Annotated in this window: 16 protein-coding genes; 4 read left to right on the top strand and 12 right to left on the bottom strand. The window is 65.2% G+C overall.

Features of this window, described 5'->3' with window-relative positions:
- Window positions 1-6 precede the first annotated feature (6 nt).
- Window positions 7-891, bottom strand: a complete 885-nt coding sequence (locus AAFG50_RS33530; RefSeq protein ID WP_028174536.1) for a Ku protein — start codon at window positions 889-891, stop codon at window positions 7-9.
- 116 nt (window positions 892-1,007) lie between these two features.
- On the opposite strand from AAFG50_RS33530, the gene ligD reads away from it, so the two are divergent.
- Window positions 1,008-3,686 carry a DNA ligase D gene (gene ligD, locus AAFG50_RS33525; protein ID WP_028174537.1) on the top strand — a complete coding sequence of 893 codons (2,679 nt, stop codon included), beginning with the start codon at window positions 1,008-1,010 and terminating at the stop codon, window positions 3,684-3,686.
- Between the two features lie 113 nt (window positions 3,687-3,799).
- Here ligD and AAFG50_RS33520 read toward each other — a convergent pair whose 3' ends face one another.
- Complete coding sequence (locus tag AAFG50_RS33520; protein ID WP_007595743.1) at window positions 3,800-3,964, bottom strand: DUF3309 family protein; 165 nt, start codon at window positions 3,962-3,964, stop codon at window positions 3,800-3,802.
- A gap of 181 nt (window positions 3,965-4,145) precedes the next feature.
- On the opposite strand from AAFG50_RS33520, the gene AAFG50_RS33515 reads away from it, so the two are divergent.
- Entirely contained in the window at window positions 4,146-4,463 is a 318-nt protein-coding gene (locus tag AAFG50_RS33515) for a polyhydroxyalkanoic acid system family protein (protein WP_028174538.1), read from the top strand.
- Between the two features lie 3 nt (window positions 4,464-4,466).
- Here the strand turns inward: AAFG50_RS33515 and treY are convergent, their stop codons facing one another.
- From treY to AAFG50_RS33485, 6 genes are read right to left on the bottom strand one after another with little or no spacing between them, the layout of a single operon-like run.
- The gene (treY, locus tag AAFG50_RS33510) at window positions 4,467-7,253 is read right to left on the bottom strand and encodes a malto-oligosyltrehalose synthase (protein ID WP_028174539.1); all 2,787 of its coding nucleotides are present in this window, start codon (window positions 7,251-7,253) and stop codon (window positions 4,467-4,469) included.
- 1 nt (window position 7,254) lies between these two features.
- Window positions 7,255-9,006, bottom strand: a complete 1,752-nt coding sequence (treZ, locus tag AAFG50_RS33505) for a malto-oligosyltrehalose trehalohydrolase (RefSeq protein WP_028174540.1) — start codon at window positions 9,004-9,006, stop codon at window positions 7,255-7,257.
- A complete protein-coding gene (gene glgX, locus AAFG50_RS33500; RefSeq protein ID WP_011089508.1) occupies window positions 9,003-11,081 on the bottom strand; it encodes a glycogen debranching protein GlgX in 2,079 nt (692 codons plus the stop codon). Before glgX ends, treZ begins: the two co-directional genes overlap by 4 nt.
- 3 nt (window positions 11,082-11,084) lie before the next feature.
- Entirely contained in the window at window positions 11,085-13,232 is a 2,148-nt protein-coding gene (glgB, locus tag AAFG50_RS33495; RefSeq protein ID WP_028174541.1) for a 1,4-alpha-glucan branching protein GlgB, read from the bottom strand.
- Window positions 13,225-16,521, bottom strand: a complete 3,297-nt coding sequence (gene treS / locus AAFG50_RS33490; RefSeq protein ID WP_028174542.1) for a maltose alpha-D-glucosyltransferase — start codon at window positions 16,519-16,521, stop codon at window positions 13,225-13,227. The genes glgB and treS overlap by 8 nt, the downstream gene beginning before the upstream one ends.
- Before the next feature lie 12 nt (window positions 16,522-16,533).
- The gene (locus AAFG50_RS33485; protein WP_028174543.1) at window positions 16,534-18,480 is read right to left on the bottom strand and encodes a maltotransferase domain-containing protein; all 1,947 of its coding nucleotides are present in this window, start codon (window positions 18,478-18,480) and stop codon (window positions 16,534-16,536) included.
- A 203-nt stretch (window positions 18,481-18,683) separates the two neighbouring features.
- On the opposite strand from AAFG50_RS33485, the gene malQ reads away from it, so the two are divergent.
- Both malQ and AAFG50_RS33475 read left to right on the top strand, forming a co-directional pair.
- Complete coding sequence (gene malQ, locus AAFG50_RS33480) at window positions 18,684-20,645, top strand: 4-alpha-glucanotransferase (protein WP_011089504.1); 1,962 nt, start codon at window positions 18,684-18,686, stop codon at window positions 20,643-20,645.
- A 29-nt stretch (window positions 20,646-20,674) separates the two neighbouring features.
- Window positions 20,675-22,480, top strand: coding sequence for a glycoside hydrolase family 15 protein (locus AAFG50_RS33475; protein WP_028174544.1), 1,806 nt, complete (start codon window positions 20,675-20,677; stop codon window positions 22,478-22,480).
- An 82-nt stretch (window positions 22,481-22,562) separates the two neighbouring features.
- Here AAFG50_RS33475 and AAFG50_RS33470 read toward each other — a convergent pair whose 3' ends face one another.
- From AAFG50_RS33470 to zwf, 4 genes are read right to left on the bottom strand one after another with little or no spacing between them, the layout of a single operon-like run.
- Window positions 22,563-23,375, bottom strand: coding sequence for a Cof-type HAD-IIB family hydrolase (locus AAFG50_RS33470; RefSeq protein WP_011089502.1), 813 nt, complete (start codon window positions 23,373-23,375; stop codon window positions 22,563-22,565).
- On the bottom strand, window positions 23,372-23,914 hold the full coding sequence (locus AAFG50_RS33465) for a gluconokinase (RefSeq protein WP_011089501.1): 543 nt from the start codon (window positions 23,912-23,914) through the stop codon (window positions 23,372-23,374). The genes AAFG50_RS33470 and AAFG50_RS33465 overlap by 4 nt, the downstream gene beginning before the upstream one ends.
- Window positions 23,901-24,650, bottom strand: coding sequence for a 6-phosphogluconolactonase (gene pgl, locus AAFG50_RS33460; RefSeq protein WP_028174545.1), 750 nt, complete (start codon window positions 24,648-24,650; stop codon window positions 23,901-23,903). Before pgl ends, AAFG50_RS33465 begins: the two co-directional genes overlap by 14 nt.
- Window positions 24,650-26,161 (bottom strand): glucose-6-phosphate dehydrogenase, encoded by a 1,512-nt coding sequence (zwf, locus tag AAFG50_RS33455; RefSeq protein WP_011089499.1) that lies wholly within the window; start codon window positions 26,159-26,161, stop codon window positions 24,650-24,652. The genes pgl and zwf overlap by 1 nt, the downstream gene beginning before the upstream one ends.
- Window positions 26,162-26,167 lie beyond the last annotated feature (6 nt).

Here is a 26,167-nt window from a genome sequence, read left to right as displayed (position 1 = left end):
GACAAGCTAACCCGCCTTCCTCTGTCGCGCCGTCGACCGGTGCACCTTCTTCGCGGCTCGTCCCCGTCCTGTCGTCCGCCGCCCATGCGACTTGGCCGACGTCCGTCCCCCGCCGCGCCCCTTCAGGCTCTGCTTCAGCGCATCCATCAGGCTGACGACATTGCTCGGCCGCTCCTCCGGCTCCGGCAGCTCGATCGTCTTGCCGCTCGCCTTCCGCTTCACCAGCGCCTTCAGCGCGGTCTCGTACTGGTCCTTGAACTTGCTCGGATCGAAATGCGCAGCCTTGGTGTGCAGGATGTGACCGGCGAGCTCGATCATGTCCTTGGTGATCTTCGGGCTCTTGATGTCGTCGAAGAACTGGTCCTCGTCGCGGAGCTCATAAGGATAGCGCAGCGTGGTGCCGAGCAGGCCCTTGCCGAGCGGCTCGATCGCCATGACATGCTCGCGGTTGGTAAGCACGATTTTTGCGAGCGCGACGCGCTCCTGGTCCTTCATGGCGTCGCGGATCACGGCAAAGGCGTCGATTGCGGCCTTGCCGTCTGGTGCGATGTAATAGGGATGGTCCAGGTAGCGCTGGTCGATCTCGTCGCTCGGCACGAAGCTCTCAATGTCGATGGTGTGGTTGCTCTCGATCTGGACCGCCTCGAGCTCCTCCGGTTCGATCTCGACATATTTGCCCTTGCGCAGCTCGTAGCCGCGTCCCTTCTGGTCGCTCTCGACGACGTCGCCGGTTTCCGAATCGACCATTTGCTGCTTGAGGCGATTGCCGGTTTCGCGGTTGATCATGTGAAACCGGGTCTTCTCCGCGGCGGTCGTTGCGGGATAGAGCACGACCGGGCAGCTGACCAGCGACAGCTTCAACGTTCCCTTCCAATAGGCGCGGGGGGCCATTCCATTCTCCAGCGTTTTCAAGGCGTTTTGGAACTCCAACCGGCGCGTCGGGTTTTGGTTCCGGATGGGACTTTTGCCGTGATAGGCTTGAAGCCGAAAGAGATGCGGGACCGGTCGTGCTGCGAAAACTCTCCACCTATCGACAGAAGCGGGACTTCGAGAAGACCCCTGAGCCCTCCGGCGAGGCCGCGGTAGCCTCTTCGAAACAGCGACGCTTCGTGATCCAGAAGCATGACGCCAGCCGGCTGCACTATGATTTCCGCCTCGAGTTCGACGGCGTGTTCAAGTCCTGGGCGGTGACGAAGGGCCCCTCGCTCGATCCGCACGACAAGCGGCTGGCGGTCGAGGTCGAGGACCATCCGCTCGACTATGGCGATTTCGAAGGAACGATTCCGGAAGGGCAGTATGGCGGCGGCACGGTTATGCTGTGGGACCGCGGCACCTGGGAGGCCGATGATCCCGAGCGTGGTTTTAGGAAGGGCGACCTGAAGTTCACGCTGCACGGCGAGAAGCTGCACGGAAGCTGGGTGCTGGTCCGCATGCGCAACGATCGCGATGGCGGCAAGCGCACCAACTGGCTGCTGATCAAGCATCGCGACGAATATGCCCGCGAGGGCGAGGACATCCTTGCCGAGGACAAGTCAGTCGCCTCCGGCCGCGCGATGGCGCAGATCGCCGAAGGCAAGGGCCGCGCGCCCAAGCCGTTCATGCTGGCGAAGGGTGCCAGGGGCAAGGCCGATGCAGTGTGGCAATCCAACCGCGTCGAGGAGACGAAGGGGCGGACCGTCGCGCCGGCGCCACGCGCCGCGTTGAAGGCCGGCAAGACCGTAAACAAGGCCGCAAAGAAGAGTGCCACGGCGGCTACGAACGCCAAGACGGTCTCGGAGATGCCGGATTTCGTCGCGCCGCAGCTCTGCACGCCGGTCGAGCGTCCGCCGGCCGGCGACGGCTGGTGCCACGAGATCAAGTTCGATGGCTACCGCGTGCAGCTTCGCATCGAGGACGGCAAGGGGACGCTGAAGACCCGCAAGGGTCTCGACTGGACCGACAAGTTCGGCTCAATCGCGAAGGAGGCGAATTCGCTGCCGGAAGCCATGATCGACGGCGAGATCGTCGCGCTTGACCACAACGGCGCGCCGAACTTTTCCTCGCTCCAGGCGGCGCTCTCGGATGGCAAGACCGAGGACCTCATCTTCTTTGCCTTCGATCTCCTGTTCGCCGAAGGCCGCGACTATCGCCGCCTTCCGCTCAGGGAGCGTAAGTCGCGGCTCAGGGAGCTGCTGGAGGCACAAAAGCGGAAATCGAACCAGATCCGCTATGTCGAGCATTTCGAGAGCGGCGGCGACGCCGTGCTGCAATCGGCCTGCAAGCTCGAGCTTGAAGGCGTGGTGTCGAAGAAGCTGGACGCGCCGTACCGGTCGGGACGGACGGAGAGCTGGACCAAGGCCAAATGCCGGGCCGGCCATGAGGTCGTGATCGGCGGCTGGAAGACCACCAACGGCAAATTCCGCTCGCTGATGGCCGGTGTGCATCGCGGCAATCACCTCGTCTTCGTCGGCATGGTCGGTACCGGCTTCGGCGCCGACACGGTCAAGCGCATCATGCCGTCCCTTAAAGCCATGGAGGCCAAGGACAGCCCGTTCAGCGGCAAGAACGCGCCGAAGAAGACGCGGGACGTGCACTGGCTGAAGCCGGAGCTCGTCGCCGAAATCGAGTTCGCCGGCTTCACCGCCGACGGCAACATTCGTCAGGCCGCCTTCAAGGGTCTGCGGCAGGACAAGCCGGCCGAGGAGGTCGAGGCGGAGACGCCCGCCGATACCGAGCTCGCCAGGCCGTCTGCTGGAAAGCGCGTTCCTGCGAAGTCCGGAAAGAAGAAAGATGCCGGCGCTGCCGAGGTCATGGGCGTCGTGATCTCGAAGCCAGACAAGGAGCTGTGGCCGGATGGCGGCGACGGCGAGGGCGTTACCAAGCTCGATCTCGCGCGCTATTTCGAGGCGGTCGGCGGCTGGATGATCGAGCACCTGAAGGGGCGACCTTGCTCGATCCTGCGCGCGCCCGACGGCATCGGCGGCGAGACATTCTTCCAGCGCCATGCCATGCAGGGCACCTCGAACCTGCTCGAGCTCGCCAAGGTGTCCGGCGATCGCAAGCCGTATTTGCAGATCGATCGCGTCGAGGGCCTCGCCGCGGTCGCGCAGATCGGCGGCCTCGAGCTGCATCCCTGGAATTGCGCGCCTGATGCTTATGATACGCCGGGCCGGCTGGTGTTCGATCTCGACCCCGCGCCTGATGTCGGTTTCGCCGATGTCGTCGAGGCGGCCAAGCAGATGCGGCAGCGGCTCACTGACGTTGGCATGGAGAGCTTCTGCAAGACCACCGGCGGCAAGGGCCTGCATGTGGTGGTGCCGCTGCTCCACGGCGCGCGCGACAAGGTGAGCTGGAAGGAGGCCAAGGCGTTCGCGCAAGGAATCTGCCAATGGATGGCGGATGACGAGCCCGAGCGCTATCTGCTCAACATGTCCAAGAAGCTGCGCAACGGAAAGATCTTTCTGGACTATCTGCGCAACGATCGCCTGGCGACGGCGGTGGCGCCGCTATCGCCCCGCGCCCGCGACGGCGCGACCGTGTCGATGCCTGTCACCTGGGCGCAGGTGAAGGGCGATCTCGATCCGAAGCGATATACGGTGCGCACGGTGCCGGGCCTGCTGGCGCGTTCCAAGGCGTGGGAGGGCTATGACGATGCGGCCGCGTCGATCAAGGCCGCGATGAAGAAGCTTGCGGGGAAGATGAGGTAGTCGCTCTTTTAAACGTCATTCCGGGCTGCGCGAAGCGCAGACCCGGAATCCAGAGGTTTGCGGCGCGAGATTCCGGGTTCGCGCTTGCGCGCGCCCCGGAATGACCGACTTGGCTAGATCCGTCCGAGCAGCAGCAGGATCAGCAGGATGACGATGACGAGCCCGAGGCCGCCGCCGCCGTAATAGCCGGTGCCGTAGAACGGCCCGCCGCCGATGCCGCTGAAGCCGCCGAGCAGGGCGATGACCAAAATGATCAGAATGATCGTACCGATAGACATGCTAGTCTCCTCCAGCCCTCTGTTGAAAGGGTCGTTTGCACCTGTCCCTTTGGTGCGGGGGCAACTTGCCGCAGGTTTTAAAGTTCCGGTTTTGAAACGGGGCGACAGGTGCAAGTTGCATGGAACCTTTGCCGCTCGGGCCGGCATGATGAATGAGATTCAATCAGCGTAGGGCACGGCCATGTCAGCACCGCTTGTCGTTTCAATTCCCCATCGTCTCGGCCGCGAGGAAGCGGTGAGCCGGCTGAAGTCCGGGCTTGGCCGCGCGGCGGCGAGCATTCCCGTGATGCAGGTGGAGGAGGAGCGCTGGAGCGGCGACAGCATGACCTTTCGCATCCGCGCACTCGGGCAGATTGCCACCGGCCAGGTCGACGTCGCCGACGACCAGGTCAAGGTGCAAGTCGTGCTGCCCTGGCTGTTGCAGCGCTTTGCCGAGATGGCGCAGGCGACGATCCGCAAGCGCGGGCAGTTGCTGCTGACCAAGGACGGGGGAAAGTGAGTTTCAGGCGCGCACGCGCTGCCGCGCAGGCCTGATGGCGCCCGCTGTACGGGCCTCGATGACGGCCGCGGGAAAATCACGAAAAGCCTGCGCGACCGGCAGCTCGTTACCCGCAAGTCCCGGCGCGGCGTAGCCGGTGATGTCGATGGTGGCGTCAAAACCTTCGAGCGCGGGCCATTCCCGGCCGCCTTGCGAAAATGGCGCGAACAATCGCCCGACCACGACAATCGCCGCAGCGCGGTCGTGGCGACGGGCGAAAGCGATGACATGATCGGCGTGCGCGCCATGGACGTCCAGCGACTGGTAGTCGCCTTGCGTAAAAACGCCGGCGAGCTCGTTGCGCAGCTTGAGGAGGTGCCGCGTCCAGGCCAGCTTGAGCTGGCCATCCGGCCAGGTCTTGATAAGGCTGCTCCAATCCGGACCGGACAGCGAACCAAGCGCCGTATTCCGCGCGGAAAAATCCACCGGACGGCGGTTGTCGGGATCGACCAGCGACAGATCCCAGAATTCGGTGCCCTGGTAGAAGTCAGGAACGCCCGGCAGCGTTGCCTTGAGGGTGAGCTGGCTCAGCGAGTTCAACGCGCCGAGCAGCGCGACGCGGCGCGCCAGGGTTTGCAGCGCCTCCAGGAATTCGCGCGACTGCGCGGGATCGAGGATCTTCGCGACGAAGTCTCGTAGTCCGGTCTCGTAGGTCTCGTGCGGGTTGAGCCAGCTCGTCTCTTCCTTGCCCTCGCGGGCGGCCTTCAGCGCATAGGCCTGGATACGCTCGACGAAGCCGGCGTCCGCGGGTGTCTGAAGCGGCCAGGCGCCGAGCAGGGTCTGGTAGAGCATGTATTCGAACGTCGCCGACGGGGCGCGCAGATGGCCGTGGAGTGCGAGATGCGGCGCGTTCAGCACTTTCCAGCGTGAAACTGCGCTGGTCCATTCGCCGGGAATTTCGCTGAGCGCTGCAATCCGGGCGCGGGCGTCCTCGCCGCGCTTGGTGTCGTGGGTGGCGGTTGCCGTCATCCCTTGCGGCCATTCCTTGGCGCGCGCGCGCATGGCCTCGTGGAAGGCGGGAATGGCAAGGCCGGTGCTCGCGGGATCGCCGCCGACCTCGTTCAGCGCGAGCAGCCGGTGGAATTGGTAGAACGCGGTGTCCTCCAGCGACTTCGCCATCACCGGCCCGGTGAACTGCTGCACCTTTAGCGCGAAGCGGCGCACGCGTGGGGCACTGTGCGGGGGCCGGCCGGGCTTGAGCAGGTCCATGGTGAGGGCATCGCGCAGGAAATCGAAAATGCCCTCGTCCGCGGCGAACCACTCTGCCCGGGCACGCGCGATGGTATCGTCGATCAGCTTGCGATCGTGCGCGGCAGGCGCGCCGGACGTGAGATAGGTGCGATAGACCGGGAAATGCAGCACGTAGAGCTCGAGCGCCTGCCGCAGGCTGTCGGCCGAGAAGTCGCGGGTCGAGTAATGCCCGTTGGCAATGCGTGCGAGCAGGCGCGTCAGCACGATGAATTCGCTGGTGAGCAGCGTCTCCAGCACCCGCCGCTTGGCCTCCTTGACGTAAGGCGCAAGCCGCGGTGGGCGATTGCTGACTTGCCGCCAGGTCTCGTCCAGCGCCTCCAGCCCCTTGGCGTCGACCAGCACTTGCGTGATGACGTTCATCCACTCATAGCCGGTGGTGCCCTGGATGCCGGCGAAATGCGGCAGGTGCTCGTGCTCGCACAGGATCTTTTCGATCACGGTGTAGAACGGCTTGGTGTTGCCTTGCGCGTCGCGCACCAGCCGGCGCAGCCGCTGGCAGTACTGGGCGGGATCGCGCAGGCCGTCGATGTGATCGAGACGGATGCCGTGCAGCCTGCCGTCGGCCACGAGCTGCTTCACCAGCCGGTGCGTGGCAGCGAATGTGCCGGGGTCCTCGACGCGCAGGCCGGCGAGCCCGTTGACGTCGAAGAAGCGGCGGTAGTTGATGTCGCTGGAGGCGAGCCGCCAATGACCGAGCTTGTAGTGCTGGCGCTCCAGCAGATGATGCAGCGCCAGCGTCTGCGCCGGACGATCCTTGGCCGCACGATAGGCGGAAAGGCCGCTCGCGATGATGTCGGCCGCGCCCGCGATCTCCTTCAGCTCCGCCTTGAAGCCAGGGGCTTCCTTGCGGTTGGGACGGCGAAGGCCGGTGTAGCGGGCCGCGAGCGCGAGCAGGCGCTTGCCGGCCTCCGTCTCGGCGGCATCGGCTTCCTTCACGAACATCCGCAGCATTTCGCCATAGCGCTCCGGGGCGATCGGCAGGCGATGCTCGAAATACCAGGCAGAAAGGCTGCCTTCGCCGGCATCGTAGCGCAGCTCGATGTCGCCGCGCTCCAGCGCCTCGCCATAGGACGAACCGAGGATCGGCAGCAGCACGCCGCCGCGGGCGCGGTGGGGCAGCAGATCCCAGTCGATATCGAAGGCGGCCGCGTGCGGCGAAGTCGGTCCCCATTCCAGCACGTCAAGCCACCAGGGATTGTCAGCAAAGTGCACGCCGACATGGTTCGGCACGAAGTCGATGATGAGGCCGAGGTCGTTCCTGCCGAGTGCCTCGCTCAGCCGCGCAAAGCCGGCCTCGCCGCCGAGCTCCGGATTGAACTGGCTGTGATCGACGGTGTCGTAGCCGTGCGTCGAGCCCTTGCGCGCCTTCATCACCGGCGAGGCATACAGATGCGTGATTCCGAGCGATTTGAGATAAGGCACCACTGCGGCAGCCTTGTCGAAGTCGAAATCCGCGGTGAGCTGAAGCCGGTAGGTCGCGAGAGGAATGGCCGGAGGCATGTCAACCTCCGAGGCGCCAGACCACCGACCAGGGCGGAAGGCGATCGCCGGCCGCGCCGCCCCAGATCGGCGTGCCCGCATTGTCAGTGGAAATGATCTCGTGATCCGAGAGATTGGCGACGAGGCGCAGCGTCGTGCCGTCGCCCATGCGCCAATGCGCGCGGAGCAAGCCGCTATCGGTCGCCTCGGCGTCGCCGAAGCGCGCGCCTTTCAGCCGCGGCATGATATCCTTGCGGCGGAGCGCGAGCAGGTCACGCACCAGAGCCAGCCGCGCATCCTGCTCCGGCGTGCGGCCGCCCCAATCGAGCACGGCCGATTGCAGTGTTGCCGGATCGAGCGGGTCGGGCACCTCGTCGCCGTATTTCTCATAGGCCCAGGCATATTCCTGCCTGCGTCCCTTGCGCACGGCGTCGGCCAGCCCGCCCTGGAAGTCGCAGAAGAACGGGAAGGGGACCTTCGAACCCCATTCCTCGCCCTGAAACAGCATCGGCACCATCGGCACCAGCAGCGTGACCGCGAGCGCGGCTTCGATCTGCCGCGGCGATGCCAGGCTTTCGAGCCGCTCGCCGAGCGGACGGTTGCCGATCTGGTCGTGGTTTTGTAGGAAGTTGACGAAGGTCGCCGGCGGCAGCTCGCGGCTCGGCTCGCCGCGTGGCTTCTTGCCCCAGAACTCCGAGATCTCGCCCTGGTAGACGAAGCCCGAGGCGAGCGCGCGTGCGAGATCCATGCGCGGCGTCTGGTAGTCGGCATAGTAGCCGGCGAGCTCGCCGGTCAGCATCACATGCCAGACGTGGTGATAGTCGTCGTTCCACTGCGCGCGATATTTGCCGTTCGGCGGCTCCTGCGCGGCGTCGAGCAGGCTGGCGCGATTGTCGCCGTTCTCCAGCACCAGATGGATGTGCCGCCCCGTGGCCTTGGCAAGCTCGCCGGCGGCGACGCTGAGGTCTTGCAGCATCGACTGCTCGCCGGGCAGCGCCATGATGTGGTTGGCGGCATCGAGCCGCAGTCCGTCGAAGCGATAATCGCTGAGCCAGGACAGTGCGTTCTCGACCGCAAAGGCCCGCACCTGCGGCACGCGATAGTCGATGGCGCTGCCCCAGGGCGTGTGCGCCTCGGTGAAGAAGCTCGGCGCATAGCGTCCGAGGTAGTTCCCTTCGGGGCCGAAATGATTGTAGACGACGTCGAGAAACACCATCAACCCGCGCAAATGCGCCTCGTCGATCAGCGTCTTCAGGTCCTCGGGCCGACCGTAAGCGCTGTCGGGCGCATACCACAGCACGCCGTCATAGCCCCAGCCGCGGCGGCCGGCGAAATCCGCCAGCGGCATCAACTCCAGCGCGGTGATGCCGGTCGCGGCGAGATGATCGAGCTTGTCGATCATGGCGCGGTAGGTACCTTCCGCTGTGAAGGTGCCGACATGGCTCTCGATCAGCACCGTCTCTTCCCAGGGACGGCCGCGCCAGTCGCGCGCGCGCCAGGCGAAGGCGTCGTGATCGATCACCTCGCTCGGGCCGAACACGTCCTCGGGCTGGAAGGCGGAGGCCGGATCGGGCACGTCGATCTCGTCATCGATCCTGAACTTGTAGGGACTGCCGGTGGTCAGGCTGGCGATCTCGGCCACATACCAGCCGTCCTGCCGGCGCTGCATCGCGTGCCTTCGGTCGAGCAGGAGATCGACTCGTCGCGCGCCGGGCGCCCACAGGCGAAACGACACGCCCTCCTTCGTCGGCCTCGCGCCGAAGGACGGCCTCATAGCGCCCCCGCGAAGGCGAGCACGGAGCGCGGCGGCGCCTTGCTGTCGCTTCCAGGCTGGAAGTCGATCGTGTTCAGCTTGGCATCGGTCGTGTTGAGGATCTGCTGCCAGCTCTTGTATTCGGTCATCTTGGGCAATTTGAATGCGATCTCTTCGGGAGCGGCGTTCAGGACGATAAAGATCGCGGCCCCGCCCGGTTCCATCGGCCCCATCACATAGGAGAGGAACCGCCCTTCCGGGAATTTCCAGTCGTTCTCCGTCATCTCCTCTCCGGCAGGCGTCAGCCACAGCGCGCCGTAGGAGAGGCCGTCTTTGGGGCGCCCGTCGAGCCAGCGATGGCTGCGAAGCTGCGAGAAGCGGCGGCGGATGTCGGCGAGACCGGCGACGAAATCGACCATGTCGTCGCCGTCCTTGCCGAGATTGCCCCAGCCGACCCAGCCGACCTCGTTGTCCTGGCAATAGGCGTTGTTGTTGCCGGATTGCGAGTTGCCGACCTCGTCGCCGGCGAGAAGCAAGGGAACGCCCTGCGCCAGCATCAGGCAGGCCAGCACGTTCTTGCGAAGCTGGCGGCGCAGACCGAGAATCCCGGGATCGTCGGTCGGCCCTTCGACACCGCAATTGTTGCTGTGGTTGTCGTTGGAGCCGTCGCGATTGTCCTCGCCATTGGCCTCGTTGTGCTTCTCGTTGTAGCTGAACAGGTCGGCCAGCGTGAAGCCATCATGCACGGTGATGTGGTTGATGCTGGCGCGCGGCCGACGTCCGTCGTGGTTGAACAGGTCGGACGATGCCGTCATGCGGCTGGAGATGTCGCCGATCAGGCTGCCTTCGCCGCTCCAGTAGCGGCGCATGGCGCTGCGATAGCGGTCGTTCCACTCCGACCATTGCGAGGGGAACGCCCCGACCTGGTAGCCGCCAAGCCCGAGGTCCCACGGCTCGGCGACGAGCTTGACGGCGGCCAGCACCGGATCCTGCCGGATCGCGGTCAGGAGCGAGCTGCCGCGATCAAAACCGTTCGGCCCGCGCGCGAGGGTCGTGGCGAGGTCGAAGCGGAAGCCGTCGACATGACAGACCTCGACCCAGTAGCGCAACGAATCCATCACCATCTGCAGCACGCGCGGATGGGTGAGGTTCACCGACGAGCCGCAGCCGGTGAAATCGTCGTAATAGCGCGGGTTCTCGCGGTTCAGCCAGTAATAGGAGGCGTTGTCGATGCCGCGGTAGCACAGCGTCGGGCCGAGGTGGTTGCCTTCGGCGGTGTGGTTGTAGACGACGTCGAGCATCACCTCGATGCCGGCATCGTGCAGGCGCGCGACCGTGGTGCGGAAGGAATCGAGCGCGTTGTCCTGGGCGTAGCGCGGCTCGGGCGCGAAGAAGGACAGCGTGTTGTAGCCCCAGTAATTGGCGAGCTTCTTCTCGACCAATATGCGGTCGTCGACGAAACTGTGGATCGGCAGCAGCTCGATCGTGGTGACGCCAAGCTTCTTCAGATGCTCGATCATCGCCGGCGACGACAGGCCGCCATAGGTGCCGCGCAAGTTCGGCGGGACGTCGTCGCGCTTCTGCGTCAGGCCCTTGACGTGAGCCTCGTAGATGATCGTGTCTTCCCAGGCGATGTTGGGACGGATCTCGCGCCGGCCCCAGTTGAAGGTCTCGTCGACCACGACGGCCTTGGGCATGCCGCGCGCATTGTCGCGCCGGTCGAAGGACAGGTCCTCGCGCGGGCTGCCGGTGCGGTAGGCGAAATGCGCATCGCTCCAGACCAGTCGTCCGGAGAGCCGCTTGGCATAGGGATCGAGCAGCAGCTTGTTGGCGTTGAAGCGGTGGCCGTGCTCGGGCTCGTAGGGGCCGTGCACGCGATAGCCATAGAGCTGGCCCGGCGAGACGTCGTTGAGATAGCCGTGCCAGACGTCCTCGGTCCGTTCCGGCAATTCGACGCGCTCGAGCTCGCGGCGGCCTTGCGTGTCGAACAGGCAGAGCTCGACCTTCTGCGCGTTGGCCGAGAACAGCGCGAAGTTGGTGCCGCGTCCGTCCCAGCTTGCGCCGAGGCGTGCGGGCGATCCGGCAGTCAGGCGCATCGGTCAGCTTTCCGGAACGAGGAAGATCGCGGCGAGCGGCGGAATGGTGAGGCGGAGCTCGGGCGTCTTGCCGTCGACGGCATGAACCTCGCCGATGTTCCCGACATTGCTGCCGCCATAATGGGCGGAGTCCGAGTTGAGCACCTCTTTCCACTTGCCGGCAAAGGGCACGCGAACGCGATAGTTGCGATAGACGTTGGGGGAGAAGTTGACGATCACCAGGCAGCGCGCGTGCTCGTCGAGCCCCTTGCGCAGCCAGGCGAACACGTTGCGATTGGCGTCGTCGGTAATGAGCCATTCGAAGCCGGCCTGGTCGCAGTCCATCTGGTGCAGCGCCGGCACCGCGCGATAGAGCCGGTTGAGGTCGCGGATCAGCGCCTGGATGCCCGAGTGATATTTGTATTCGAGCAGGTGCCAGTCGAGCGACTGGTCGTGATTCCATTCGCGGCTTTGCGCGATCTCGGCGCCCATGAACAAGAGCTTCTTGCCGGGATGGCCGAACATGAAGCTGTAATAGGCACGCAGGTTCGCGAAGCGCTGCCATTCGTCGCCGGGCATGCGGCCCAGGATCGAGCGCTTGCCGTGCACGACCTCGTCATGCGACAGCGGCAGGATGAAATTTTCCGAGAAGGCATAGTGCAGGCCGAACAGGATCTCGCCGTGATGATGCTTGCGATGAATCGGATCCTTGCTGATGTAGTTCAGCGTGTCGTGCATCCAGCCCATGTTCCACTTGTAGCCGAAGCCGAGCCCGCCGAATTCGACCGGGCGCGAGACTTGCGGCCACGCCGTGGATTCTTCCGCCGCCGTGGTTGCCTGCGGAAAGCGGGCGAACAGTTCGGTGTTGAAGCGGCGCAGGAACGCGATCGCCTCGATGTTCTCCCGTCCGCCATACTGGTTCGGAATCCAGGCGCCGGGCGGACGGCTGTAGTCGAGATAGAGCATCGATGCGACGGCATCGACGCGCAGGCCGTCGATCGCGTAGCGCTCCAGCCAGAACAGCGCGTTCGACACCAGGAAGTTCGTCACTTCGGTGCGGCCGTAATTGTAGATCAGCGTGCCCCAGTCGAGGTGCCGGCCCTGCAGCGGGTTGGCGTGCTCGTAGAGCGAGGTGCCGTCGAAGCTGCCGAGCCCGTGCGGATCGTCCGGGAAGTGACCGGGCACCCAGTCGAGCAGCACGCCGACGCCTTCGCGGTGGCAGGCGTCGACCAGCGCGGCAAAATCTTCCGGCGTGCCGAACCGGCTGGTCGGTGCATAGAGGCCGGTCGGCTGATAGCCCCAGGAGCCGTCGAACGGGTGCTCGCTGACGGGGAGGAATTCGAGATGGGTGAACCCCATGTCGCGGGCATAGGCCGGCAGCTGCTCGGCCAGCTCGCGGTAGGTGAGCCATTCATTGTCGCCCTTGCGCCGCCACGAGCCGAGATGGACCTCGTAGATCGACATCGGCGCCGACAGCGCATTGATGCCGTCAGGCGCCGGGCGCGGCCGCGGCAGGTGCGCCTCGTCGAACACGATGGAGGCCGTCTTCGGACGCACCTCGCTCGCGAACGCCATCGGATCGGATTTCAGCGGCAGCTGATGGCCGTGCGGCCCGACCATGTCGAACTTGTAGTGATCGCCCCGCTTGGCGTGCGGGATGAACAATTCCCAATAGCCGCTGCCGCGCACCCGCATCGGATGGCGCCGCGAATCCCAGAAATTGAAATCGCCGACGACAGACACGCGCCGCGCATTCGGCGCCAGCACCACGAAGCCGATGCCGTCGACGCCGTCGAGCGTCATCGGGTGCGCGCCGAGCTTGTCATAGAGGCGCTGATGGGTGCCTTCGCCGAGCAGATAGAGGTCGAAATCGGTCAGGATCGGCGGAAAGCGGTAGGCGTCCTCGAACTCGACGACGCTGTCGCCGAATTTGGCGCGTAGCTGGTAATGCTTCGAGCCGTTCGGCAAGGCGCCGACGAACAGGCCTGCGTCGTGGACGCGGTCGAGCCGGGCGACCTCGCCGTGCTCGCCAACCGCCTCGACATTGGAGGCCTCGGGCAGAAAGGCGCGCACCACGCTCTTGCCGCCCTCGGGATGCAGCCCGAGATAGTGGAAGGGGTCGGCGTGGCGGCCCTCGATGATCGCGTAGGCCTCGGCAGGTAGTTTAGGCATGGGCTTCGCTCTCGGCATTGGACAGAATGCGAAGCAGTCCGGTCAGCGGCGCATGGAGCCCCTCAGGCCGGTGGGACAGCTCGTACTCTACTTCGTCGAACGCTTGATCAAGCAGGAAAAACCTTAACAGGCCTTCCGCGGATTGCGGATCTTCCGGCCACAGCCGCCGATCGGTCATGGCCTCGCGATAGGCGGACAGGAAGGTCGTGGTGGCGCGCTCGCGCCATTCACTGAGCGCGGCTACAAGCCGGCTCTGCTCGTCAGTGCCTCCTGAAAGGGCCCGGCCAAGCGCCACGTTCACCGAAAGATCGATCGAGCGGATCAGACCGGCGACGTCGCGCGCGGCAGGCAGCTTGCGCCGCTTGTCGGCCAGCGGCAGACGCGGATCGCCGTCGAAGTCGATGATGCAGATATCGTCCTTCACGATCAGAATTTGCCCGAGGCGGAAGTCGCCATGATGACGGATGTTCAACCCGTCGATGTCGGATGGCAAGAGCGCATTCAGGCGGTCGGGCAGGCTCGTGCGCAATGCCGTGAGCTGGTCGATCAGCGGCCGGTCCGCTTCCCGCAGGCCGTCGCGGCTGTCGGCCAGTCGCTCGAACACCCGCCCGGCGCGTGCCTTGAGGTCGGAGACCCAGTGCCTGATGTGGGCGGAGCCGATCGGCTCCGGAGCGAGATCGTTAGGCCTTGCCGCGGCCAGAGCGACATGCAGCTCGGCGAGGCGCCGGCCGATCTGCATGACGAAGTGCAGGTAGGGCGACTGCTCCTGGGTCTCGCGCGGCGCTTCGCCCGCCGACAAGACGCGCTGCTCGTCGATATAGCGGTCGAGATAGCCCGTGGTCACCGCCCAGCCGTCGCCCTGGTTCTCGACATAGGCATGCAGCACGCCGAGTGTGCTGCGCTGATCGCCCTCGACCAGCTCGACGCTGCCGAGCAGCGCCGGCGTATTGGCAAAGCGGGCGACTTCCGTGAGGTAGTGGCCGATCTCGATCTCGGGATTGGTGCCTCCTTCGAGCTGGCGATAGATCTTGGCGACGTACTGGTTGTCGACCAGCGCGGTGCTGTTCGACTGCTCGATCGCGCGGATGCGTCCGGGTTCCTTGATGGTGTAGTCGGCAAACCGGCTGGTCGCCTTGAACTCCAGCCGCAGATTGTTCTCTTCCACCACCAGGTTCTGCGACAGGTTGCGCAGGAACAAGCCGATGAAGATCTGGTCGGTCGCGACGTCGAGCAGCGTACCTTCGCGCGCGCCCTGGCGCACGGCGGCGAGCGCCTTCGGGTTGAAGCGCTCGCGGTCGAAGCGCACCCATTCGATCTGCATCGGCAGCACGTAGCGGGTCGCAACGGCGTCCTGTTGCGCCGCCTCGAAGAACGCGATCCAGGGCCGGTTGTCGCCGATGTCGCAGAACGGCACCGCCGAGGTCAGCGTCGGCTTGATGTGCTTGGGATCGTGCTCGGGATACCAGCGCGTCCGCGACAGGAATCCCGGCAGCACATCGTGCTCGAACACGCCGCGCTCACGCGCCAGCGACACCCAGGTCGAGTTGACCGGCACCACCAGCGTTTCGAATTCCGGCACCGCGCGCGGCGTCACCGGCTCGGACTTGTCGCGCTCCATGAGATGGAACCAGTAGAAGCCGTATGGCCCCAGCGTGATCATGTAGGGCAGCTCGCCGATCGGCGGGAAGCGGGTGCGGCCGAGCATCTCCTGCGGGATGCGGTCCTTCCACGGCGACAGGTCGAGCTCGGTCGCCTGCGCCGCCCGCGAGAGGTTGGCGACGCAGAGGATCACCTCGTCGTGGTACTGCCGGACATAGGCCAGCACGGCGCGGTTGGCCGGGCGGATGAAGGTCATGGTGCCGCGGCCGAAGGCGAGCGTCGACTTGCGCACCGAGATCAGCCGCTTGGTGGCGCTGAGCAGCGAGGACAGGCTGCGCGACTGCGCCTCCACGTTCACCGATTCATAGCCGTAGACCGGATCCATGATCAGCGGCGCGTAGAGACGGGCCGGGTCGCAGCGCGAGAAGCCGCCGTTGCGGTCCGGGCTCCACTGCATCGGCGTGCGCACGCCGTTGCGGTCGCCGAGATAGATGTTGTCGCCCATGCCGATCTCGTCGCCGTAATAGATGATCGGCGTGCCGGGGAACGACAGCAGGAGCGAGTTCATCAGCTCGATCTTGCGGCGGTCGTTGTCCATCAGCGGCGCGAGACGCCGGCGGATGCCGACATTGATGCGGGCGCGCGGGTCGTTGGCGTAGGTGGTCCAGAGATAGTCACGCTCGACGTCGGTGACCATTTCCAGCGTCAGCTCGTCGTGGTTGCGCAGGAACAGCGCCCATTGGCAGCTTGCCGGAATGTCCGGCGTCTGGCGCAGGATGTCGGTGATCGGGAAGCGGTCCTCCTGCGCGATCGCCATGTAGATGCGCGGCATCAGCGGGAAGTGGTAGGCCATGTGGCACTCGTCGCCACGGCCGAAATATTCCTGCACGTCCTCCGGCCATTGATTGGCCTCGGCCAGCAGCAGCTTGCCCTTGGAGTAGGAATCCAGCTCCTGGCGCAGACGCTTGATGATCGCATGCGTCTCGGGGAGGTTCTCGTTCGAAGTGCCCTCGCGCTCGCAGAGATAGGGAATGGCATCCAGCCGGAAGCCGTCGACGCCGGCGTCCAGCCAGCGCTTCATCACCTGGATGAGCGCGCTGACCACGCGCGGATTGTCGAAATTGAGGTCCGGCTGGTGCGAGAAGAAGCGGTGCCAGTAGAAGGCGCCGGCCTCGTGATCCCAGGTCCAGTTCGACTTTTCCGTGTCGGTGAAGATGATGCGCGTGCCCTGGTATTTCTGGTCGGTGTCACTCCAGACGTACCAGTTGCGGGCGCTCGAGCCCGGATGGCTGCGGCGCGCACGCTTGAACCATTTGTGCTGGTCCGAGGTGTGGTTGACGACAAGCTCGGTGATGACGCGCAAGCCGCGCTTCTGCGCCTCCTGGATGAAGCGCTTGAAGTCCTTCATCGTCCCGAAATCGGGATTGACCGAGCCGTAGTCCGCGATGTCGTAGCCGTCGTCGCGCCCGGGCGAGGGATAGAACGGCAGCAGCCACAGCGCGGTGACGCCGAGCTCCTGGAGATAGGGCAGCTTCTCGGTCAGGCCGGCGAAGTCCCCGATGCCGTCATTGTTGCTGTCCGCAAACGCCTTGACGTGCAGCTGGTAGATGATGGCGTCCTTGTACCAGAGCTCATCCACGACCTCGGCAGCCTCAATCTTCTTGGTATCGACGGAAGACAGAACATTCATGGCGTTAAGCCTTTACGCCAGGCAGCGGAACAGCAGCGCCGGATCGCGGTCGGGATCGATACGCAACCTGATCCCGCCCCATTCGATGCGGGACTGTTCGCCGGTGAGGAGATTTTCGAGTGCGGTGACGTGGCGGCGCTGGCCGCCGGCGTCGATGGTGAGGTCGCCGAGCGGCAACCAGAATTCGCGCGCATCGCGCGAGAGCGCGATGGCGGCGACGACGGTGTTGGCCGGATTGGTCGCCTCTTTCACGAAGCTTATCGTCTCGCCGTCCTCGATGCCGAGAAACCGCAAATTCGCCGTCTGCTGGAGTGCCGCATTGTCGTTGCGGATGCGGTTGAGAGCGGCGATGTAGGGCTTGATGTTGCCCGGCTTGTCCCAGTCGCGCTGCTTGATCTGGTACTTCTCGGAATCGAGATATTCCTCGCGGCCGGGGATGGCTTCGTGTTCGAGCAATTCGAAGCCGCTATAGATCCCGTAATTGCCCGACAGCGTCGCGGCCAGCGCGAGCCGCGACTTGAAGGCCCAGGCTTCGCCGCTCTGGAGATGATAGGGCAGCAGGTCCGGCGTGTTCACGAACAGGTTCGGGCGATAGAAGTCGCGCTCGGGATAACGCGTCAGCTCGCCGAGATGTTGTTCCAGCTCCCACCTCGAAGTGCGCCAGGGAAAATAGGTGAAGGACTGCGCGAAGCCGAGCTTGGCGAGGCCTTTCATCAGCTTCGGCCGTGCAAACGTCTTCGAGAACAGGACCACCTCGGGATGCCGGCGGCGGATGTCGCGGATCAGCCACTCCCAGAACGGAAGCGGCGCGGTATCGTGATTGTCGATGGCGAAGATGGTGACACCATGGTCGATCCAGAACAGCATCGCGTCGCGGAACGCATTCCACAGCCCGGCCCGGTCGACGGAGGCGAAATCGGGGATGACGATGTCCGAATAGGGGCCATCAGCCGTCCGCACCGAGCGGTCCGGCCGCCATTTGAACCATTCCGGATGCTGCGTCAGCCAGGGATGGTCCGGCGAGCATTGCACGGCGAAATCGAGCGCGAGCTCGAGGCCGTATTCCAGGCAGGTCGCAACCAGCGCACGGAAATCCTCGATGGTGCCGAGCTCGGGATGCAGCGCGTCGTGTCCGCCCTCGGCAGTGCCGATCGCATAGGGCGAGCCGGGTTCGCCTGCGGTCGCCGAAGGCGCATTGTTGCGGCCCTTGCGCCTGTTATGCCCGATCGGGTGGACCGGCGTGAAGTAGAGCACGTCAAAGCCCATCGCGGCGATATAGGGCACGCGCGTGATGCAGTCGCGCAACGTGCCGTGCCGGCCGGGGATCCGGCCCTGGCTGCGCGGTATCATCTGATACCAGGCGCCAAAGCGCGCCTTGTCGCGGTCGGCGATCAGCGGGAAGAGCGGCGAGCGCGTGAGGTCGGGCCGCGACTGGCTCTCGGCCATGGCGTTGCCGAGCTCGGCTGAGAGCAGCGGGGCGACCTCGCCGGTCTGAAGATAGTCCTCGCATTGTCTGACGATCACCGCCGCGGCGTCCTGCCGCGCGCCATGCGCCTTGGTCAGGAGCCCTGCGCCCTCGATGGCGTCGAGGCTGACATCGGCGCCGGACAGCCGCTTGCGTGCGATCGCGTGAGACCAGGTCGCGAACTCGTCGGTCCAGGCCTCGATCGCGTAGAGATATTGGCCGGGCTCGACGGGCGTGAACGCGCCGGACCAACGGTCATTGCCGTGATGGATCATCGGCTCGCTCCGCCATTCCCGGTCCTGCTCGCGTCGCCAGATCAGCGCGGCGCCGACCACGGCCTCGCCGTCGCGGTAGATGTCGGCCCACACCTCGACGCACTCGCCCGCGATCCGCTTCACGGCGAAACGGCCGCCGTCGATCAAGGGATAGACGTCTTCGATGAGGAAAGCGCTGCCGGCTGCGGCACTTTCGACAGTTTGAATTGTCTTGTTCACGGTGATGCCATTGACAAGAAAGCAGGGCCCGTTTCCCTTGTCGGGAACCTACGCTTGATACCTATATAGAAAGCCGCTTGTGTGTCATTAGTTCCGCCTGGGAACGGCAGGCCCGTTTTTGAGTTACCCCTGACTAACGTCTTCCGCCACCTCGTTAAAATCCCTGCCCCCGGCCACACAATGGCCTGCAAGCTGCGTGCCGAATGGATCTTTTAGCTCAAGCCCAGATCAAGGGTGTTCAGTCCGAATTCGTGGACGCCCTCGGAAAGCTGCGGGTCACCGATCCCGTGGCGCTCAAATCCATCCTCGACGCCCTGCCGGAGAAGCGGGTTTATCGCTTCGTCAGCGGGCCCGTGGTGGTTCGCGCCCTGGGACATCCGCGGACGGAATTGGCGGCCACCGGCGCTCCGCCGCTGCAATGGAAAATCGCCGGCAACGGCAACGTGATCGCACAAGGCGAGACGCGCGAGCCCGTCATCGCCTGGCCCGCCGGCCTGCCGCTCGGCTACCACCGCTTGACGCTGACCGATGCCGAGGGCGTGACCGAAGAGGTGCCGATGATCGTGGCGCCAGAGCGCGCCTTCGGCGGCGATTTCGACCGCGGCTGGCTGCTCGCCGTGCAGCTCTACGGCGTCCGCTCGGAGCGCAACTGGGGCATCGGCGATTTCACCGACCTTGCCGATCTCGTCCGGCTCGCAAAACAGCTCGGGGCCGACGGCGTCGGCCTCAATCCGCTGCACGTGTTGTTCGACGACCACCCGGCCGATTGCAGCCCCTATTCGCCGAACAGCCGGCTGTTTCTCAATCCGCTCTACATCGACGTCGAGGCGATCCCGGAATTTTCCGCGGACCTCGTCCCCGATGCGGCCGCGACCGCCGCGCGGCTGCGCGAAGGCGATCGCGTCCCCTATGCCGACATGGCGGCGCTGAAATGGCTCGCCCTGCGCGCTGCCTTTAACAGCTTCGTGCGGAGCGCGAGCGGCGTCCGCCGCAATCAGTTCGACGCCTTCCGCGCGGACCGCGCGCCGCTGTTGTCCCGCTTTGCCTGCTTCGAGGTGCTGCGGCATCGCTTCACCGGGCCGTGGTGGGAATGGCCGCCCGAGTGGCGGCAGCCCGACGAGACAAAATGTGCCCGGCTGCGCAACGGTCCTGACAAGCGCGAGGTCGAGTTCGTCGAATTCGTGCAATGGACCGCCGATAGCCAATTGCACGCGGCCAAGGAGCTGGCCGGCCAGCTCGGCATGCGGGTCGGGCTTTATCTCGACGTTGCCGTCGGCGTGCAGTCCAACGGCTTCGATGCCTGGAACGAGCAGACGGCGATTTCGCGCCATCTCGCCGTCGGCGCGCCGCCCGACGTGCTCAACACGGTCGGCCAGGACTGGGGTCTTGCCGGCTTCAACGCCGGCGGCCTGGAGGCGCAATCCTTCGTGCCGTTCGCCGACATGCTGGCCGCCTCGATGCGCCATGCCGGCGCCATCCGGATCGATCACGTGCTCGGGCTGAAGCGGCTCTATCTCGTGCCGCGCGGCTTCAAGCCCGACAACGGCGCCTATGTGCAGATGCCGTTCGAGGCGCTGCTGGGCGCCGTGGCGCGCGAGAGCGCGGCCCATAAGTGCATCGTGATCGGCGAAGACCTCGGCACGGTGCCGGAAGGTTTCCGCGAGACCATGCAGGATTTCGGCATCTGGTCCTACCTCGTCATGATGTTCGAGCGCGACGATGCCGGCCACTTCCGCAACATCGACTATTACCGGCCGAACGCGCTGGTGACGCTGAACACGCACGACCTCTGCACCTATGCGGGTTGGCGCTCCTTCAGCGATCTCAAGATGAAGCTGTCGCTCGGGCTCGATCCCGGCGAGGACGACAAGGCCCGCTGGCATGCGCTCGGCATGCTCGATGAGATCCTGCGCCAGAACGGCATCAACGCCAACGATCTCTATTCGGTGCTCGCCTTCCTGTCGCGCACGCCCTCGCGGCTGCTCGCGGTGTCGCTGGAGGATCTGCTCGGCGTGATCGACCAGCCCAACATTCCCGGCACGATCGACGAGCATCCGAACTGGCGGCAGCGCCTGCCTGTCACGCTCGACAAGATCGCCTCGAAGGTCGATCTCACGGCGTTGAGAGCGGCGACGCGGGAACGTTCGTTGCTCGGCGGGAGTTAGTCCGCCGGGGTTTTTAGGCTCGCACGACAGTGTCTCAGAGGATCGAGGACTATGCGCTGATCGGCGACTGCGAGACCGCGGCGCTGGTCGGGCGCGACGGCTCGATCGACTGGCTGTGCTGGCCCGCCTTCGATTCCGACGCCTGCTTTGCCGCAATCCTCGGCACGCGCAAGAACGGCCGCTGGCAGATCGCACCGGCCGGGGACGTTACCACGACGTCACGCCGCTATCTCGGCGATACCCTCATCCTCGAAACGCGGTTTGAGACGAGGAGCGGCATTGTCGCCTTGATCGACTTCATGCCGCCGCGCGGCAAGGCGTCCGACGTTGTGCGGCTGGTGCGCGGCGTCAGCGGCACGGTGAAGCTGCGGATGGAGCTCGTGATCCGCTTCGGCTTTGGCATCGACATTCCCTGGGTGCGCCGTTGCAAGGACGGTTCGCTGCTGGCGGTCGCCGGCCAGGACATGACCGTGCTGCGCACGCCGGTCGGGACCCGCGGCGAGGACCTGACGACGGTTGCCGAATTCGAGGTGAAGGCCGGCGAGACCGTGCCGTTCGTGCTGACCTATGGCCCCTCGCACCTCGACCCGCCCGAGCCGATCGATCCGGAGATCGCGCTCCAGGAGACCGAAAAATTCTGGAAGGACTGGTGCAGCCGCTGCACGCGGGACGGCGAGTATCACGATCTCATCATGCGCTCGCTGATCACGCTGAAGGCGCTGACCTTCGGCCCGACCGGCGGCATCGTCGCGGCGCCCACGACCTCGCTGCCCGAGAAGCTCGGCGGCAGCAGGAACTGGGATTACCGCTTCTGCTGGCTGCGCGATGCCACCTTCACGCTGCTGGCGCTGATGAACTCGGGTTATACCGAGGAGGCCTTGGCCTGGCACAATTGGCTCTTGCGCGCCGCCGCCGGCTCGCCGGCGAACATGCAGATCATGTACGGCATCTGGGGCCAGCGGCGCCTGCTGGAATGGGAGGCGGGCTGGCTCGACGGCTATGAGGGCGCCCAGCCGGTCCGCGTCGGCAATGCCGCGCATGCACAGCTGCAGCTCGACGTCTATGGCGAGCTGATCGACGCCTTCCACCAGTCGCGCATGGCCAGGCTCAAGCTCAATGACGAAGCGACCTGGGCGCTGGAATGCGCGGTGCTCAATCATCTCGCCGAGGTCTGGGACCAGCCCGACCACGGCATCTGGGAGCGGCGCGGCAAGCTGAAGCACTACGTCTTCTCCAAGGTGATGACCTGGGTCGCCTTCGACCGCGGCATCAAGAGCGCCGAGACCTTTGGCTTCAAGGCGCCGCTGCTGCACTGGCGCGCGCTGCGCGAGGCCATTCACCGCGACGTTTGCAACAATGGCTTCGACGCGGAGGAAAATGCCTTCGTCGAGTCCTACGGCTCAAAGCTGCTCGACGCCAGCGTGCTGCTGCTGCCGGCGGTCGGCTTCCTCCCGGCGAAGGACGCGCGCATCCGCGGCACCATCGCGGCCGTCGAAAAACACATGATGCGCGACGGCTTCGTGCTGCGGCACGATCCGCGCGAAGTGTCCGAGGAAAAGCAGCCGATCGAGGGCGCGTTCCTGGCCTGCACCCTCTGGCTCGCCGATGCCTATGTGCTGTCGGGCGATCTCGACACGGCGCAGGTACTGTTCGACCGCGTGGCCGCCCTTGCCAACGACGTCGGGCTATTGGCCGAGGAATACGATTCCGTGGCGGGCCGCCAGACCGGCAACTTCCCGCAGGCGCTGACCCACATCGCGCTGGTCAACACCGCGCATAATCTATCGGCGGCAAGGCAGGAGAGCGAGAAGCCCGCGATGCAGCGGTCGAAGTAGATCGGCGCGGCAGGTTCTTCACCTCTCCCCGCTGGGGAGAGGTGGGCACCCAGCGGCAGGCGATAGTTGAGGCCATCAAGCCCTAGCCGACCCCGTTCCGCTTCAAGATCATCTCCATTGCCTCCGCAAAACCGTCCTGTTCGTTGGTTGCGGTGACGTGGGTGGCCCGGTCCTTGACGTCGTCGGTGGCATTGCCCATGGCGATCGAGGTGCCGCTGACGCGGAACATCGCAAGGTCGTTCTGCATGTCGCCGATGGTGGCGACCGTGTCGGTCGCGATGCCGAGGCGCTTGGCCATCGCCTCGACGAAGGTGCCCTTGTTGAAGCCGGGCGGGGTGATGTCGAGATAATAGGTCTGCGAGCGCACCGCGGTCGCCTCGCTGCCGAGCGCCTCCTGCATCGCCTTCTCGCAACGCTCGAGCCCGGCGGCGTCGGTGCTGGCACCGACGATCTTGCAGGCGCTGGCAAGGTACGGCGAGAAATCCGTCACGATGGTCGGATCGGAGCGGATGGTGTGCTGCTCATGGGCGACGTATTTACCGCCAGGGTTGTCGATCAGCCATTTGTCGGTGGTGAACAGCCAGATGTCGGCGCGGAACTCCCGGAGGATCTGCAAGGACCGCTCGACCGCGCCTGCGGGGATGAGGTGCTGCTCGACCGGCTTCATCTCGGGATCGACGATCGAGGAGCCGTTGAACGGGCCGACCGGCAGCCACAGCGCCAGCGGCTCGATCAGGAAGCGCATCCCGATGGCGGGGCGGCTGGAGGTGATGGTGAAGCCGATGCCAGCCTGGTGCAGCCGCTGCACCGCGGACCTCGCACGTTCCGTCAGCGTCTTGTCCTTTGTCAGCAGCGTGCCGTCGACGTCGGAGACCACGAGTGAGATTGGCGTCATGGCAGAACCTTGGGTATTGCGCCGCCCAGTTTCAATTGCCGCACGACGCCGTCCACGATCGCCTCGACGGTTTCGTCGATCGAGACGGTGACGACGTGCTCGCTCGCCTCCGGGGCTTCCAGCGTGTTGAACTGGCTCGTCAGCAGCCCTGGCGGCATGAAGTGGCCCTTGCGGTGCGCGAGGCGTTCGGCGATCAGCTCCTTCGTGCCCTTCAGGAAGACGAAGCGGACGTCGTCGCGCCCCCGCAGCAGTACGTCACGATAGGTGTGCTTCAGCGCCGAGCAGGCGATGATGACGTGCTTGCCGCTCTTGCAGACCCGTTCGATCTCGTCGGCGATGGCGTTGAGCCAGGGCCAGCGGTCCTCGTCGGTGAGGGGATGGCCGGCCTTCATCTTCTCGACATTGCTGGCGGGATGAAAGCTGTCGCCGTCCTCGAAGCGCCAGCCGAGCCGCTCGCCCAGCGCCTCCGCAACCGTGCTCTTGCCCGAACCCGACACGCCCATCACGATCAACGCACAAGGTGCTTCAACGCGGCCCACGAATTTCCTCCGGAAGCGCGGCCTGGTCGACCAGCCAGACGGTCTCACCATTCGAGCGCGCGCGTACAGCCGGCAGAGTCTCGCCATTGAGGAGGCGCGTCAAGATCGGCTGCTTGTCATGTCCCGCAATCTCGAACAGCATTTCGCGGCAGGACGCAAGGACGGGCAGGGTGAGGGAGACCCGCGGCACGAAGGGGGCCACATTGGCCTTGGGCACCCCGACGACCCAACGCTTGCTCTCCTCGATCTCGGGATAGCCGGGAAACAGCGAGGCGGTGTGGCCGTCCGGGCCGGCGCCCATCAAGACCAGGTCGAACAGTGGCCGGGCCGGATCGAGGCTTTCCGAACCGTAGAAGGCCTGCAGCTCGCGCGCATAGGCGGCGGCGCCTTGATCCGGGTTCTCAGTCGCGGTCGGGATCGGGTGGACATGGCCGGAGGGCGCATTGCGGTCGAGAAAGGTCGCGCGCGCGACCGCCATGTTGTTGAGGGGATCGTTCTCAGCCACGAAGCGCTCGTCGCCGATGAACCAGTGCACGCGATCCCACGGGATTTTTCCACGCCAGGAATCGCCGCCGAGCAGTTGATAGAGCTTTTTCGGGCTCGAGCCGCCGGTCAGGCAGATCGCGATACGCCCCGGATTGGCGCCAATCCGCGCCATCACCCGTTCCGCCGCGGCCTGCGCAAGGGCCTCGGCGTCGGCCGCGACAATCAGCTTCGGCTTGCCGGCCGCCGCCATCACGAAAACTTCCGCCAGCTTCGTCCGTCGCGCCGGAGCAGCTCGTCCGCGCAGGCGGGGCCGTCGCTGCCGGCTTCATAGGTCTCGATGCCGTTGGTGCCCTCGCTCTTCCAGGCGTCCAGGAACGGCTGCACCGCCTGCCATCCGGCCTCGATGCCGTCGGCGCGCTGGAACAGTATGTTGTCGCCGATCATGCAGTCGTAGATCAGCGTCTCGTAGCCGGTCGAGGGATCGACGCGGAAATAGTCGCCATAGCGGAACTTCATCTCGACGCCGTCGATGGTGATGCTCGGGCCCGGAATCTTGGCGTTGAACTGAAGCTCGATGGTCTCGGTCGGCGCGATGCCGATGGTAAGGAAGTTCTGCGACAGGCGGTCGACGTCCGTGCCCGAAAACATCGACAGCGGCGCCTGCTTGAACTTGATCGCGACTTCGGTGCGCTTGTGACCCAGCGCCTTGCCGGTGCGCAAGTAGAAGGGGACGCCGGCCCAGCGCCAATTGTCGATCATCAGCTTGAGCGCGACAAAGGTCTCGGTGGTGCTGCCGGGCTTGACGTCCTCGGTCTTGCGATAGTCCGTGATCTCCTCGTCGCCGATGCGGCCGGCGAGATATTGCGCGCGCACTGAATTCTTCAGCGCCTCTTCCCGGCTGGGCTGCTGGATCGAGGTGAGCACGTCGGCCTTCTCGGAGCGCACGGAATGCGCGTCGAAGCGGGCGGGGGGCTCCATCGCGACCAGCGACATCAGCTGGAACAGATGGTTCGGTACCATGTCGCGCAGCGCGCCGGTGGCGTCGTAGAAGCCGCCGCGATGGCCGACGCCGAGCTTCTCTTCCACCGTGATCTGGATGTGGTCGATGTGGTTGCGATTCCAGATCGGCTCGAACATGCCGTTGGCAAAGCGCAGCACCAAAATGTTCTGCACCGTCTCCTTGCCGAGATAGTGATCGATCCGGTAGATCTGGTGCTCGTCCATGATCTTCAGGAGCTCGGCGTTCAGCGCGCGTGCCGAGGCGAGATCGGTGCCGAACGGCTTTTCGATCACGAGGCGTCGCCAGGCGCCGTTCTCCTCCATCATGCCGGTGCGGCCGAGCTCGCGCGCGGTCGGCGCGAACGCGGCGGGCGGCGTTGCCAGATAGAACAGCCGGTTGCCGCCGGTGTCCTGCGCGCATTCCAGCGAATCCAGATGCTCGCGCAAGCGGTCGAAGGACGGCGAGTCCTTCGGGTCGGCCTCGACGAAGGTCAGGCATTGCAGCAGCTTCTGGGCGATATCGTCGTCCACGGGTCGCGTCGCGAACTGGCGCAGGCCCTTCAACAGGCTGCTGCGCAGCTCGTCATCCGATTGGCCCTTGCGGGCCACGCCGACGACACAGAACTTTTCCGGTAACAGGTGCTCGGCCGCGAGATTGTAGAGCGAGGGCATCACAAGGCGATGAGTAAGGTCTCCGGTCACGCCAAAGATGACGAAGGCGCAATTTTCCGGCTTGCGCTTGGCTTGCGGGTCTTTTGTCACGAATGA

The organism is Bradyrhizobium sp. B039 (assembly GCF_038965675.1).
GTDB classification, from domain to species: Bacteria; Pseudomonadota; Alphaproteobacteria; order Rhizobiales; family Xanthobacteraceae; genus Bradyrhizobium; species Bradyrhizobium diazoefficiens.
The sequence above is the reverse complement of the archived record's forward strand: the minus strand, read 5'-3'. Positions and strand labels throughout refer to the sequence as shown.